11 protein-coding genes are annotated in these 12,679 nt (G+C 72.5%); 1 reads left to right on the forward strand and 10 read right to left on the reverse strand.

Annotation, left to right across the window (positions count from 1 at the left end; all coding sequences use genetic code 11):
- Nucleotides 1–189 precede the first annotated feature (189 nt).
- The 5 genes from ACLQ24_RS20200 to ACLQ24_RS20220 all read right to left on the reverse strand — a co-directional run bounded on the left by ACLQ24_RS20200 (nt 190) and on the right by ACLQ24_RS20220 (nt 4,840).
- Complete coding sequence (locus ACLQ24_RS20200; RefSeq protein ID WP_425893267.1) at nt 190–1,347, reverse strand: bifunctional RNase H/acid phosphatase; 1,158 nt, start codon at nt 1,345–1,347, stop codon at nt 190–192.
- 3 nt (nt 1,348–1,350) lie between these two features.
- Nucleotides 1,351–2,088: a zinc ribbon domain-containing protein gene (locus ACLQ24_RS20205; RefSeq protein ID WP_425893268.1), complete on the reverse strand. Its 738-nt coding sequence runs from the start codon at nt 2,086–2,088 to the stop codon at nt 1,351–1,353.
- Nucleotides 2,078–2,914: a Nif3-like dinuclear metal center hexameric protein gene (locus ACLQ24_RS20210; protein WP_425893276.1), complete on the reverse strand. Its 837-nt coding sequence runs from the start codon at nt 2,912–2,914 to the stop codon at nt 2,078–2,080. Before ACLQ24_RS20210 ends, ACLQ24_RS20205 begins: the two co-directional genes overlap by 11 nt.
- Nucleotides 2,915–3,021: 107 nt before the next feature.
- Nucleotides 3,022–3,597 (reverse strand): flavoprotein, encoded by a 576-nt coding sequence (locus ACLQ24_RS20215; RefSeq protein WP_425893269.1) that lies wholly within the window; start codon nt 3,595–3,597, stop codon nt 3,022–3,024.
- A 13-nt stretch (nt 3,598–3,610) separates the two neighbouring features.
- Nucleotides 3,611–4,840 carry a helix-turn-helix domain-containing protein gene (locus ACLQ24_RS20220; RefSeq protein WP_425893270.1) on the reverse strand — a complete coding sequence of 410 codons (1,230 nt, stop codon included), beginning with the start codon at nt 4,838–4,840 and terminating at the stop codon, nt 3,611–3,613.
- 247 nt (nt 4,841–5,087) lie between these two features.
- Here ACLQ24_RS20220 and ACLQ24_RS20225 point away from each other — a divergent pair, with 247 nt between their 5' ends.
- On the forward strand, nt 5,088–5,759 hold the full coding sequence (locus ACLQ24_RS20225; protein ID WP_425893271.1) for a bifunctional DNA primase/polymerase: 672 nt from the start codon (nt 5,088–5,090) through the stop codon (nt 5,757–5,759).
- Between the two features lie 378 nt (nt 5,760–6,137).
- On the opposite strand, the gene ACLQ24_RS20230 is transcribed toward ACLQ24_RS20225, so the two are convergent.
- Genes ACLQ24_RS20230 through ACLQ24_RS20250 form a run of 5 tightly spaced genes read right to left on the reverse strand, consistent with a single transcriptional unit; the run spans nt 6,138 to nt 12,453 of the window.
- Nucleotides 6,138–6,860, reverse strand: a complete 723-nt coding sequence (locus ACLQ24_RS20230; RefSeq protein WP_425893277.1) for an FAD:protein FMN transferase — start codon at nt 6,858–6,860, stop codon at nt 6,138–6,140.
- Nucleotides 6,861–6,909: 49 nt separating this feature from the next.
- Entirely contained in the window at nt 6,910–7,512 is a 603-nt protein-coding gene (locus ACLQ24_RS20235) for an FMN-binding protein (RefSeq protein ID WP_425893272.1), read from the reverse strand.
- A gap of 11 nt (nt 7,513–7,523) precedes the next feature.
- Nucleotides 7,524–8,942: a ferredoxin reductase family protein gene (locus ACLQ24_RS20240; protein WP_425893273.1), complete on the reverse strand. Its 1,419-nt coding sequence runs from the start codon at nt 8,940–8,942 to the stop codon at nt 7,524–7,526.
- Nucleotides 8,939–10,321 (reverse strand): DUF1501 domain-containing protein, encoded by a 1,383-nt coding sequence (locus tag ACLQ24_RS20245; protein ID WP_425893274.1) that lies wholly within the window; start codon nt 10,319–10,321, stop codon nt 8,939–8,941. The genes ACLQ24_RS20240 and ACLQ24_RS20245 overlap by 4 nt, the downstream gene beginning before the upstream one ends.
- Before the next feature lie 8 nt (nt 10,322–10,329).
- Nucleotides 10,330–12,453 carry a DUF1800 family protein gene (locus ACLQ24_RS20250; protein WP_425893275.1) on the reverse strand — a complete coding sequence of 708 codons (2,124 nt, stop codon included), beginning with the start codon at nt 12,451–12,453 and terminating at the stop codon, nt 10,330–10,332.
- Nucleotides 12,454–12,679 lie beyond the last annotated feature (226 nt).

The following is a 12,679-nucleotide window of genomic DNA, read 5'->3' on the forward strand; positions in this document are numbered from 1 at the left end:
CCCCACCCGGGCCCGGCCCACCCGGGCCCGGCCCACCCGGGCCCGGCCCACCCGGGCCCGGCCCACCCGGGCCCGGCCCACCCGGGCCCGGCCGGAGGCTACGACTCTGTGACCGCCGTCACGATCAGCGCGCGGACGGCTCTGCGCCGAACGGCGTCCCGGCTGCGCCGAACGACGCGGGCGCGCTGCTCAGGCGGTGGGAAGGTGCGCGGTGTCGTTGACCGTGCGGACCGCGATGCCGCCGTCGGGCCACAGGTCGAGCACCGAGATGCCGGCCGCGTCCAGGAAGAGCCGGTGCAGGAAGGCGTCGGTGGCGGCGAGGGCGTCGCGCAGCGCCAGCTTGATCGGCGAGACGTGCGAGACGACCACCACGGTCTCCCCGGGGTACGCCGTGGGCAGCGCGTCGACGACGCGGCGCACACGTTCGGCCACCTGGGTGAACGACTCGCCGCCCGGCGGGGCGATCCGCGCCGACGCGAGCCAGGCGTCCATCTCCCCCGGCCACTGCTGCCGTACCTCGGCGAAGGTGCGTCCCTCCCACTGCCCGAAGTCGCACTCGATCAGGTCGGCCTCGGTGCGGACCGGCACGTCACCGATCGCCTCGACGATCGCCGCCGCGGTGGCCGTACACCGGGACAGGGGTGAGCTGAGCACGGCCGCGACGGACGGGGCCAGCGCGGCCACGCGCGCGCCGGTGGCGGCGGCCTGGGCCCGGCCGCGCTCGGAGAGCGGCACGTCGCCGCGGCCGGAGTAGCGGCCCTGCTCGGTGTACGCGGTCTCGCCGTGCCGCACGAGGATCAGCCGGGTGGCCGTGAAGCTCGGCCGGGGTTCCCAGGAGGCCGGGGCGGTCGCCGGGTCGCTGCCCGTCGCCGTGCCCCCGGCTGGCGCGCTGGCCGAGGCCGGCGCGCCGAGGGACGCCGGCGCGCTGGGCCGGCCGGCGGCGGCGTCCATCGCGGCGTTGGCGAGCGCGTCGGCGTGTCGGTTCTGTTCGCGGGGGATCCAGGTGAAGCGGACCGCGCCGAAGCGGCCCACCAGCGCGGCCGCCTGGGCGGCGAGCGGGCGCAGACCGGGGTGCTTGATCTGCCACCGGCCGCTCATCTGCTCGACGACCAGCTTGGAGTCCATCCGGACGTCCACCTCGGCGGCGGCCAGCTCGGCGGCGGCCCGCAGCCCGGCGATCAGACCCTGGTACTCGGCGACGTTGTTGGTCGCCGTACCCAACGACTCGGAGCGCTCGGCGAGCACCTCGCCGGTCTCCGGGTCGCGCACCACCGCGCCGTAGCCGGCCGGCCCGGGGTTGCCCCGGGACCCGCCGTCGGCTTCGACGACGACCACGCGCGGTGCCACGACCTACAGGCCCGACTCGTTGGTACGGACCATGATCCGTCGGCAGTCCTCGCAGCGGACCACGTCGTCCGGCGCCGCCTTGCGGATGCGGGCCAGGTCGGCGCCGGAGAGTTCCAGCCGGCAGCCGCCGCAGCGGCCGGCGGTGAGCAGCGCCGCGCCCAGCCCGGTGTCCTCGCGGATCTTGTCGTAGAGGGTGACCAGCTCGGCCGGGAGGTCGGCCGCGAGCGGCTGCCGGGCGCCCCGCTTGAACTCCTCCTCCTTGGCGATCTCGGCCAGCGCGTCGTCGCGACGCTGCTCGGTGGCGGCCCGCTTCTCCCGGGTGTCGGCCAGCCGCTGCTCCACGCCGTCCAGTACGCCCTGGGCGGTTTCCCGCTGCTCCATCAACTCCAGCTCGGCGTCCTCCAGGTCACCCTGACGCCGGTTGAGAGAGGCCAGCTCGTGTTGGAGCGCCTCCAGCTCCCGGGCCGGGCCGCTGCCGGCGGCGAGCCGGTTCTGGTCCTTCTCCTTGCGGGCCCGGACCTGCTCGACGTCCTTCTCCAGGCGGGCGATGTCCCGGTCCAGGTCGTCGACCGCCACCTGGGCGCGTACCCGCTCGTCCTCCAGCGACGACAGCGCCCGGGCCAGCGCCTCCAGCTCGGCCCGCTCCGGCAGCGACCGGCGGCGGTGCGCGAGCTGGGCGAGGTTGGTGTCGATCGCCTGAAGGTCGAGCAGGCGGCGCTGGACCTGGGGGTCAGCCTTCACGGTCGGGCTCCTTGTCGTCCACAACGGGTGCGGCGGCGTGCACGGTCCACGGGTCGGTGTCCAGGTCGGACACCAGCGTCTCGACGCCCGGCGCCTCCTTCAGGAGGGCGGCCAGGTCGTCCAGCCACGGTCGTTCGGTCGCCCAGTGGGCGGCGTCGATCAGGGCGGGACCATCGGCGGCGACATGCTCGCTGGCCGGGTGGTGCCGCAGGTCGGAGGTGAGAAACGCGTCCACCCCGGCGGCGGTCGCGGTGCCGAGGAAGCTGTCCCCCGACCCACCGCTGACGGCGAGGGTACGAACCATACGCCCGGGATCCCCCGCGGCGCGAACTCCCCATGACGTGACGGGGAGCACGGCGGTGGCGTGCCGGGTCAGCTCGGCGAGGGTCATGGGGTGGGGCAGCTCGCCGATCCGGCCGATGCCCCGGTCGTCACCGTGTGCCGGGGAGCCGGTCGCGGGCCGTTGCAGTGGGCGCAGATCGGTCAGGCCGAACCGGGCGGCGAGAGCGTCGGAGACGCCCGGGGACGCCACGTCCGCGTTGGTGTGCGCCACGTAGAGGGCCACGCCGGCCCGGATCAACTGGTGGACGATCCGGCCCTTGACGGTCGTCGCCGCGACCGAGGAGACCCCTCGCAGCAGCAGCGGATGATGCGCGACGATCATGTCGGCCTCGGCGGCCAGCGCCTCGGCGACCGTCTCGGGCACCACGTCGACCACGCAGAGCACCCGGCGTACCGGGGCGGTCGGCTCGCCGAGCACCAGGCCGACGCGGTCCCACTCCTCGGCCCAGGCCGGCGGATAGCGGCGCTCCAACTCGGCCACCACGTCGCTCACCGTGGGCGCGGATCGGCTTGTGCTCACGGCGGGCCAGCTTACCGGCGCGGAGGCCGCCGGACGGTGACACCCGGCCCGGCCGCGTACGGCGGGCGGGCTCAGGCGGCGCGGTACGCGACGGTCCGCAGCGCAGCCAGCGGCATCTGCCAGGGGAAGGCGTGCATGTGCTGCTCGCCCGTCCCGGGTGGGTGCAGGGCGACCACGTGGTCACCGAAGAGCACCGTGATCCCCCACTCGGCCAGCCGGGCCACGCCGGCCCGGAACGCCGGGTGGGCGGCCATCGCGACGTTGGTGTACGGCACCGCGACGATCGGGACGCCCTTGCCCTGCGCCTCGACGAGGAGGCCGAGCGCGAGGGTGTCGGCGATACCCGCCGCCCACTTGTTGACCGTGTTCACGGTCGCCGGGCAGACGACCATGGCGTCGGCCGGCGGCAGCACGTCCGGGTCACCGGGATTCTTGTAGTGCGTCCGCACCGGGTGGCCGGTCTGCCGCACCAGGGCCGCCTGGTCGACGAACTTCGCGCCGTCCGGCGTGGTGACCACGCAGACGTCCCAGTTGTCGGCCTGGGCCAACTCGACCAGGCGACCGACGTGACGGGCGAGCGGTGAACCGCAGGCGATGACGTAGAGCACCGCGCGGTGCTCACTGGTGTGTGGTGCGCCGGTCGTCACACCGGCTCCGCGCTCATACCCCTACTCCCATCTGCTCAGCCAACTCCGCTACCGGAGAAGGCGGCGCACCCCGTGTGCGACGAAGGATGTCGGACATCACCTCGTGGGCGATCGGCCGGCAGCGGATCTCCGACGGCGCGAGCCGGTCACCGAGCAGCAGCATCTCGCCGGCGTTGGCCACGTCGCCGATCTGGGCGTACCCGCGGGCGATGTCGAGCAGGTGGTGGGCCCGGCGCTCGGGCAGCAGCGCGTTGAAGTCGGGCTCGGCGATGCGGAGTTGGTGGACCTCCACCGCGCGGCCTCCGTCGCCCAGCTCGACGGCGGCGGCGGCCCGGTGCAGCTCGACGTTCGTCGGGCCGAACGAGGTCCAGTAGTGGTTGTGGTCGCCGCCGAGCAGCGTGGCGGCCTCCTGCGCACAGTTGATCAGGTCGTCGACGCTTGCCGAGTCGCCGATGCGGGACGCGGCCATCGCGCCCTGCAACAGCAGCATCCCGTAGACGGACAGCCGGGCCGGCGAGACGTCGTTGCTGCCGCCGGGGGCCAGCCGGTTGGCGATCTGGACGTTCAGCTCCAGCGCCGGCCGGGCCCGGCCCATGGCGACGAGGGCGTTGCAGACGCGCGTGGTGGCGATGCCGGCCAGCAGCGGGTCGTCGGCGCGCTGGGCCACCGCCATCGACCGGTCGGCGGCCAGCCAGGCCAGCTCGAACTCGCCGAGCTTGCGCAGCACCGAGGACGCGATCTGGTAGACCTGCCCGAGCAGGTGCGCGGCCTCCGGCGCCTGCGCCCCGCCGTAGGCGGCGTCGGCCGCCTGCGCGTCACGCAGCAGCTTCGGCAGTGCGCGGGTGAGCATCCCGTAGCGGCCGTACTGGTAGGTGAGCCAGGCGTGGTTGACGGCCTTGCGCATGTCGTCCAGCGGCGGCGGGCACGGCACGGCGTCGAAGTACGCGCTCATCGAGTCGTACCGTTCCAGGGCTGCCCGGATCTCCTGCACCTCGACCTGGTCGATGCAGTTCAGCGCGTCGGTACGCCGCTCCGGGTCCCGGCCCAGCAGCAGTTGCACGTCCATCTGGAGGATGTCGGCGATCTCGTAGAGGACCGAGAACTTGTCCAGCCGGCGGACGCCCCGCTCGACCTTGTCGACCCAACTCTTCGACTTGCCCAGGCGGTCGGCGAAGACCTGCTGCGACATCTTGCGCCGCCCCCGCCAGTAGGCCACTCGCCGTCCAATGGGTAGCTCGTCCATCTCCCCGTCCCTCCCCCTGCCGCCGCCGATCGGGCGGGGCGATGTCCGCGGGTGCGGCGATCAGTCGTTCGTCTTGCAGTATTCGCTGGTCGCACAGCCTGTACGTCAGCCGGACAGCCAGTCCTCGTACTTTTCGTGCAAGTTGCACGAGCCGTTCGTCAACCTCAACGATCGTGGGTTACGGCAGTGACGGCGCTCGAACTGCGACCTGGCGTCCGCCGGGCCCGACCGAGGGGAGATGGCACACATGTGGGGGAACGTCGGACCACGCGTCGCCGAACTGTCGCCGCTGGAACGCGTCCGGCTGCGCCGGGTCGCCATCCGGTACGCCGTACACGGGTGGGAGGTGACGCCCGGCGCATGCCTCGCCCGCAGCCGGTTCGTGTGCGGTCGGGCCGGCTGCCCCACGGTGGGCTGCCACCCGGCGCTGGAGAACTGGGAGTTGGCCGCCACCACCGACCCGGCCCGGGTGTCCACCTGGTGGCGGACGCGCCCACACGGCGTCCTGCTGCCCACCGGGCGGACCTTCGACGTGCTGGAGGTGCCGGCGCACCTCGGCCGGAACGTGCTCGACGCCGTGCAGACCCACCCGGCCGGCACCGGCGTACGCGGGCCCGTGCTGGTCACCCCCACCGGCCGGTGGATGTTCCTGGTGCGGCCCGGCGACCCGCTGCGGCCGGAGTTGGAGCACTGCTTCCACGTGGTCCGGCACGGCCCGGGCTCGTGGATCCCCGCACCGCCGACCCGACTGCCCGAGGGGACCGTCCGCTGGGCCGTCGCCCCGGAGCAGGCCCGCTGGCAGCTCCCCGACTCGTACCTGGTGCAGAACACCGTGATCGAAGCACTGCGCGCCAGCGGGGTGACGCTCACCCACGACCTGCTCCCCGGCCACCTGCCGCTGCCCCGCCGGGGAAGGTGAGCCCGGGGCCGGCCGACGATCCGATCCGGTGACCGACAGCGTCGCCGGGCCGCCGGTCCTCGTTGAGCAGGTGACGGCGCGAACGCGCGTCACGAACGGGGGAACGATGTCCACACACGACCGGCCGCCGTATCCCGGCGGCACCGAGCCGCCCCGGCGCGGCCAGCCCCGGCAGCGCTGGGCCGGCACCCGACCGACCGGCTCGCGCCCCGGGCGACCCCGCCCCACCGGCGCCCGTCCCGCCACCACCCACCGCCCCCTCCGCTGACCGCGCCGCCCCGCGCCACTCCGCCGAGCTTGCGCATTGTGTCGCGGCATTCCCCATCACAAGGGGCGGATCGGCAGCCGAAACTGCAAGATCGCGGAGACAGGGGCCGGTCAGACCGTCAGCGCGAGGGCGGCGGAGTGGAACTGGCGGGCGTCGTCGGTGACGACCGCGTACGTGTGGTCGGCGAGCCGGTCCAGCCAGCCGATCCCGGCCGCCCCCATGGCCAGCGCGGCGGTGGCGTAGGCGTCCGCGACGCCCAGGTCGCTGCCGACCACCGTCACCGAGCGCAGTCCGCTGGCCGGCGCACCCCGACGAGGGTCCAGGACGTGCCGTCCCCGCTCGTAGACGCCGGAGGTGGCCACCGCCAGGTCGGTGCCGGCGAGCACCAGGCAGGTCGCCATCTCGTCCCACGGGTGCCGGATACCGATACGCCACGGCTCACCAGTTGGCGAGAAGCCCCGTACGCGGACGTCGCCGCCGGCGTTGACGCAGTGGTTGGCCGCGCCGGCGGCGAGGAGCCGGTCCGAGGCGACCTGCGCCGCCCAGCCCTTCACGAACCCCGACGGGTCGAGCCCGCCGGTGGCGTACGCGTCGAAGAACCCGTCGGTGACGCCCCACAGGTCGGCGCAGGCTTCCAGAACGAAACGCAGGTCCCCCGACGCCTCGGAGAGCAGCACCTCGCCCCGGTCGAACCGGCACACCTCGCTGTCCGCCCGGTACGTGCTGAACCGGGCGTCCACCTCGTGCATCCACGCGACGACGTCGTCGGCCAGCTCGCGCAGGCGTGCCGGAGGCAGGTCGTCGGCGAGGTCCAGGGTGATCGTCGTACCCATGATCTGTTCGACCCGGCGGAGCCCGGGCCGGGTCGTCGCGGCCGGCACGTCAGAACGCCTGCTCGATCGCGGCCCGCAGCGACGTCTTGTACGCGTTGCTGGTGGCGGTCGCGCCGGAGACGGTGTTGAGGTTCGCGCTCTGCTTCTTCACCACCTCGCCACCGCTGCCGTTGTAGGCGCTGCGGACGTCGCCGCTGTGGATGTCGGACTCGCCACCACTGGGCAGCGACAACGTCACCGCGTCGACGATCTTGTTACCGGAGACCACGATCTGCACCTGCACGTACCCGTATTCGTTCTTCTCTTCCGATCCAGTCACCCGGCGAGTGGTCGGCCGCGGCGCCTTGGTGGTCTTCGGCGCCGTCGGGGCCTTCGCGGTGGTCTTCGTGCCGGACGGCCGGGCGGTGGTGCGGCCCGGCTTCGGTGACACGGGCGCGTCGGCGGTCTCGGACGGCTTCGGGGGCGCCTCGGCCGGGTCGGTACCGGGGGCGTCCGGCGCGACGCCCGGGTCGGCGACCGGGCCGCTGGGGTTGACCGGTTGCGCCGTCGGCAGGTTCTGGGCGACCTGGGTGGTGCCCGGCGAGCCCTTGAACACCACCAGGGCGGTGGTGCTGGCGGCCAGGCCGGTGATCGCGAGCAACGCGCGACGCATGCGATGCCTTCCTACAGTTCGAAGGTGGCCAGGTGGATCTGCCGGCGGGGCATGCCGGCGCGGCGCAGCGCGCGCACCGACTGCTCGACGAGCCCGGGCGGCCCGCAGAGGTAGACGTCGCGCCGGGCCACGTCGGGTACCAGTTGGCGCAGCCCGTCGGGGCTCATGAGCTGGCGGGGGCCGGGGTCGTCGCGGGAGCCGATGACGTACCAGATCGACGTGTCGCGTTCCTGGGCCAGCCAGTCCAGCTCCCGGCTGAGCAGCACGTCGGCCGGCGTACGGGCCCGGTAGATCAGGGCGGCGCCCGGCGGCAGCTCCTCCAGCATGGCCCGGATCGGCGTGATGCCACTGCCGCCGGCGATCAGCAGCGCACGTTCGCGCAGCCGGTGCGCGGCGGTGAAGGTGCCCGACGGGCCTTGGGCCCACACCCGGGTACCCGGGTCGAGGTCGCGCAGGTCGGCGGTGTGCCGACCGACGACCTTGACGGTGAGCCGCAGCCAGCGGCCGTTCGCGGCGGCCGAGACGGAGAACGGATGCGACTGCCACCAGCTGCCGGGGGTGAGGAAGCGCCAGCGGAAGTACTGCCCGCCGAGCATCGCGAGCCGGCCCAGCCGCTCGCCCGTGAGGTAGATCGAGATGGTGTCCGGGCTCTCCGCCACCACGTCGGCGACGCGCAGCCGATAGCGCAGGTTGAACGCCAGCGGCGCGATCACCCGTCCCCAGAGCAGCGCAGCGACCACCAGCAGGTAAAGCGCGATCCAGCCGGTGCGTACCGGGCCCGGCTTGTAGAGCTGCGCGCCGTGGGTGAACTGGTGCCCGTAGCCGAGCAGCAGCACCAGATAGCTGGACCGGTGCAGCAGGTGCCACAGCTCGTAGGGCAGCGCCCGACGGATGGTCCGGACGCTGCTGAACCCGATCACCACCATGATGCCCGCGGCGACGAAGGCCGAGAGCATGTCCTCGTAGTCGCCGAGCAGGGTGCCCACCTCGGCGAGCACCGAGTGGTTGCGCAGGTCGGCGTACCCGACGACGATCAGCGACAGGTGCGCCAGCACGGCGACCAGCAGCGTCGCGCCGATGTCACGGTGCCAGCGGCCGATCTGCTCGCCGCCGATCCACCGCTCCAGCACCGGCAGGCGACTCATCATCAGCACCTGCACGAGCAGCAGGTAGCCGGCGATCAGGCCGGTGATCCGGCCGGCCGCGGTGAGGGTCACCGCGCTGCTGCGCAGCGAGCCGGCGGGGGTACCCAACCACCACGGCAGCACGCTGGCCAGCAGCCCGACCAGCAGCAGCACAGCCAGCAGCCGTCGGCCGCCGGGTCCGCGCCGGTCCGGGACCTGCGGGGGTACGGGAGCAGCCGACCGGCCGCCGTGCCGGGACGAGGTCCCGGTGCGGCGGCCGACGGCGTGGGTGTGCGGGTACGTCACGCGTACAGCTTCATCGGGGCGTACTTCATGCGCGGGAACACCTTCTGCACCTCGGCGTTGGTGAGCCCGAAGCGACCCTGCGCCAGCGAGCCGTACACGTTGAACATGTTGTTGTATTCCGGCACGTCACCGGAGTCCAGCTTGTCCAGACCGTTCCAGGTGCCGAGCAGCGACCCGGCCAGCTTCTTGCCGGAGAGGACGGTGACCACGCCGCCGTGGCCGTGGTCCGTGCCGCCGGTGTTCGAGCCGACCCGACGGCCGAACTCGCTGGACACCATGACGGTGACGTCGGCAGCCTGCGGACCGAGGTCGGTGAAGAACGCCGCCATCGCGCTGGCCAGTTCGTTCAGCCGGCGGTACAGCTGGCCGCCCTCGCGGGTGCCCTGGTTCTCGTGGGTGTCGTAGCCGCCCATGCCGACGGTGGCGACCCGGACGTTGGCGCCGCCCTTGATGAGCTGGGCGAGCTGCTGGAACGCGTTGCCGACGCCCTCGTACTTGACGCCCGCGGCGGGCTGGTACGGCTTGGCGGCGAGCTTCTGCGCGGTGGCGAGGGCGCCCATGCCCTCCTGCACGGCCTCCTCGACCGGGTGGTTGATCCCGGTGAAGAGCCCCTTGATGGCCTTCTCGGTGGCGGCCCGAAACTTGTCGTCGCCGTTGAGCCGCAGCGAGCCGACGCTGTTCAGCGAGAGCGCGCCGTTGTTGCCGACCAGCGAGCGCGGCAGGGTGCTGCCGATGCCGACGCTGCGGAACGCGGTGCCCTTGCCAAGGTTGTCGACCAGGCCGTCGAGCCAGCCTCGGCCGCCGGTCTCGTTGGGCAGCCCGCCCAGGTTGCAGGCGTCCGCGGCCTGGAAGTGGCTGCGGGACAGCCGCTCGTCGGAGACCGCCGGGATGAAGCCCAACTGGCCGGCCTTGAGGAAGCTCTCCAGCGGCTTGAACGCGCCGGTCAGCTTGAAGCCACGGCTCAGGGCCAGCGAATCGTTGCCGAGCAGCAGGTCGGGCCGGGCCTTGGCGAGCACCGGGTCGTTGTCCGGCGCGACCAGGCTCAGCCCGTCCAGTCCGCCGTACAGGAAGACGTGGATCAGCGTGCCGGTCTTGGTCGCCGCGAACGACGCCGAGGTGGTGACGAACTGGGCGGTGGCCAGGGCGGTGGCGGTGGCCGCGGCACCGGCGACGAATGTCCGTCGGGTGACGCCGCGCCCGTCCTGCTGGGCCTCCTCCAGGTCCTCCAGCCGGCGGTAGCGGTCGGCCTCGGCCGCGTTCTCGGCGGCGACGAGGTCGGCCTCGGCACGCAGCAGCGCCTCGGCCGGGTTGTCGGCCAGCCGCCGCAGGTCGGGGCATTCGGGGTGCAGGGGGAAAGAGTTGTACACAGTCTTCTCCATCGGGTGCCTCACCGGAGGTGGTGCTGGGGGGAAGCGAGGATCGCCCGCGCGACGGCGGTGATGGCCCCGTTGAACGTGGCGTCGACCTTGGCGGTCGCCGCCACACCGGCCACGCCGAGGATCAGGTTCTTCTCCCGGGTGCTCAGCTTCTGGCCCACGAGCCGCAGGGACAGCGCGTCCACGTACGCCCCGGCGGTCGCCGGCGGCTTGACCAGCTTCTCCGGCGCGGTGTACGTGAAGACGGTGCGGTAGCCGGCCACGATCTCGCCGGCCTCGTTCCAGCCGTTGACCATCGTGCCGGCCGAGGTCCACGCGACGTAGACGTCGGGGTAGCCGTCCGGGGTGGGCTGACCCATCGGGTACTGGCCCAGCTCGCGCAGCTTGTCGTGGATCTGCCGCAGGCCCCGGGCGAACGGGGTGCGCCTGTTGTCGCCGTTGTCGTTCTTGGCCGACGCCTCGGGCGAGACGCCCAGGGTGCGGTACGTGGCGACCAGGTACTCCATCGGTCGGCGCACCTTCTGGCCCACCGCCGCCCAGAACTCCGACGAGCTGAACAGCGTCATCAACACCGGCTTGATCATGCCGTTGTTGCTGCTGTACGTCTTGGCCAGCCGGTCCACGAGGGACTTCGGCGGGGTGTCCGAGACGAACCGGGTCGCGAGGCTCTGCGCCACGTACTTCGCGGTCGAGGGGTGGAGCGCGATGTAGGTGATGTACTTGTCGATCACCGCGTCCACGGCGGCGATCTCCTTGGCCGTCGGGTTGTTGACGTCCTTGATGCTGAACGTGTTGGCGTGGGTGAAGCCGAGGATCTTCACCTTGCCCATGTAGTGCTGGTTGACGCGCAGGACGTACTGACCCTTGTCGTTGACGCCACGGCCGGTCTGGAGCATGGCGGCCTGCCGGACGTCACCCTCCTTGTAGCCGCCGTCGACGCCGACCGAGTACAGCTCGAGGTTCTCCCGGGCGAGGTTCTCGTTGATGGCGTCCTTGCGGGAGTCCTTCTGGTTCAGGTAGATCAGCAGCGCGGGGTGCTTGTTCGCCGCGACCAGCATCTCCGGGTAGCTGCCCAGCGCGTGCTTGCGCACGACGTCCTTGTCGAACGAGGTCCGGTAGACCTCCCCGCCGTCGAAGTCGGCGGCGACGTGCAGGAAGTCGTTCCAGAAGTCGACCATCACCTCGAAGAGCTGACGCTTCGACCAGATCTGCCGGGCCAGGGTGGCGTCGACCACCTCCCGCTCCGGCTGGGCGCCCTGGTCGTTGAGCTTGTCCCGCTGGTCACGCAACTGCTGCACGGAGAGCGACTGGGTGGGCAGCTCGGCGAGCTTCAGCTCGGCCTTGCTCGGCTCGATCTTGTCCGGGTCGAGCTGCCCCCGGATCCACGCGTCGATGCCCTGCTTCTTGATGTCGGCGACCACCGCGGGCGTCGCCCCGAACGTGGCCCGCCGGGCCAGGTGCAGAATCGGGTCCTTGGCGAGCACCGTCTTGACGGTCACCGTGGTCGCCGCCGCGGCCGCCGCCGGACCGGAGAAGGTACGACCACCGGCCGGCGCGTTCTTCTTCAGCGCCTCGCCGGCGCGCGAGCCCATGTAGCTCTCGTTCTGCTCGGTGTAGGTACGCACCGTGCTGGGCTGCTGGCCGCTGGGTCGCGCCGCGGTCCCGTCGGTCACCGTGCTGCCGGTCGCGTCGGCCGACGCCTCGTCACCGAAGAGGTCACGGAATTGCGGGGTCATGGCGAGCGCCGCGCCACCGGCCACGACGGCGGCGGTGCCACCGAGGGCTGCCATCGCCTTGCGCCGGCCGACCTTGCGGCCCGGCTGGTCGTCATCGTCCAGAGTGGGCAGTCCGGCGCCGGCCGGGCGGGACGGGGCGGGACGGCCGATGCCCTCCGGGCCGACCCACTGCGGTCCACGCGCGGCGGGGGCGGGCTGTGCGCTGTACGCGTACCCGTCGACGTACTGCTCGCGCGGGTCGCCCTGCGCCGGGTAGCCGCCCTGGTAGGGGTGGGGCGAATCGTATCCGTACGACCCGGACGCGCTGGGGTCGCCGTACGTGTCCGAGGTGGGGTGCTGGCGTCCGTCCCAGCCGCGGTCGTCCCGCGGTCGACGTGGTGGCACATTCTGGTCGGCCATGTACCAATCCCGATTTCTGATGAGCGCCGGAAGCTGCGACCGAGCGGGTGCGGCAGGTGCGGCGACTGTTGCCTGAGGGGGTTGCTACGGCAAGGTAACCAAGCGCTCAGGTGCCTTCAAGGTGGGGCCGAACACGCCCGTGAGGGCACTTATTGACCCGTAACCCAAATGGTTTGTGATCGTTTGGGGTGTATGGGCGTTACGGTGCGGGACGCGCGTCGGCTTT

Origin of the sequence: Micromonospora sp. DT4 (assembly GCF_049841675.1) — a bacterium.
Lineage (GTDB): Bacteria > Actinomycetota > Actinomycetes > Mycobacteriales > Micromonosporaceae > Micromonospora.

Excerpts from the sequence above, each read along its gene's own strand:
- ACLQ24_RS20220 (WP_425893270.1), bottom strand. The coding sequence starts at position 4,840 with ATGGACGAGCTACCCATTGGACGGCGAGTGGCCTACTGGCGGGGGCGG.
- ACLQ24_RS20225 (WP_425893271.1), top strand. The coding sequence starts at position 5,088 with ATGTGGGGGAACGTCGGACCACGCGTCGCCGAACTGTCGCCGCTGGAA.
- ACLQ24_RS20230 (WP_425893277.1), bottom strand. The coding sequence starts at position 6,860 with ATGGGTACGACGATCACCCTGGACCTCGCCGACGACCTGCCTCCGGCA.
- ACLQ24_RS20235 (WP_425893272.1), bottom strand. The coding sequence starts at position 7,512 with ATGCGTCGCGCGTTGCTCGCGATCACCGGCCTGGCCGCCAGCACCACC.
- ACLQ24_RS20245 (WP_425893274.1), bottom strand. The coding sequence starts at position 10,321 with ATGGAGAAGACTGTGTACAACTCTTTCCCCCTGCACCCCGAATGCCCC.
- ACLQ24_RS20250 (WP_425893275.1), bottom strand. The coding sequence starts at position 12,453 with ATGGCCGACCAGAATGTGCCACCACGTCGACCGCGGGACGACCGCGGC.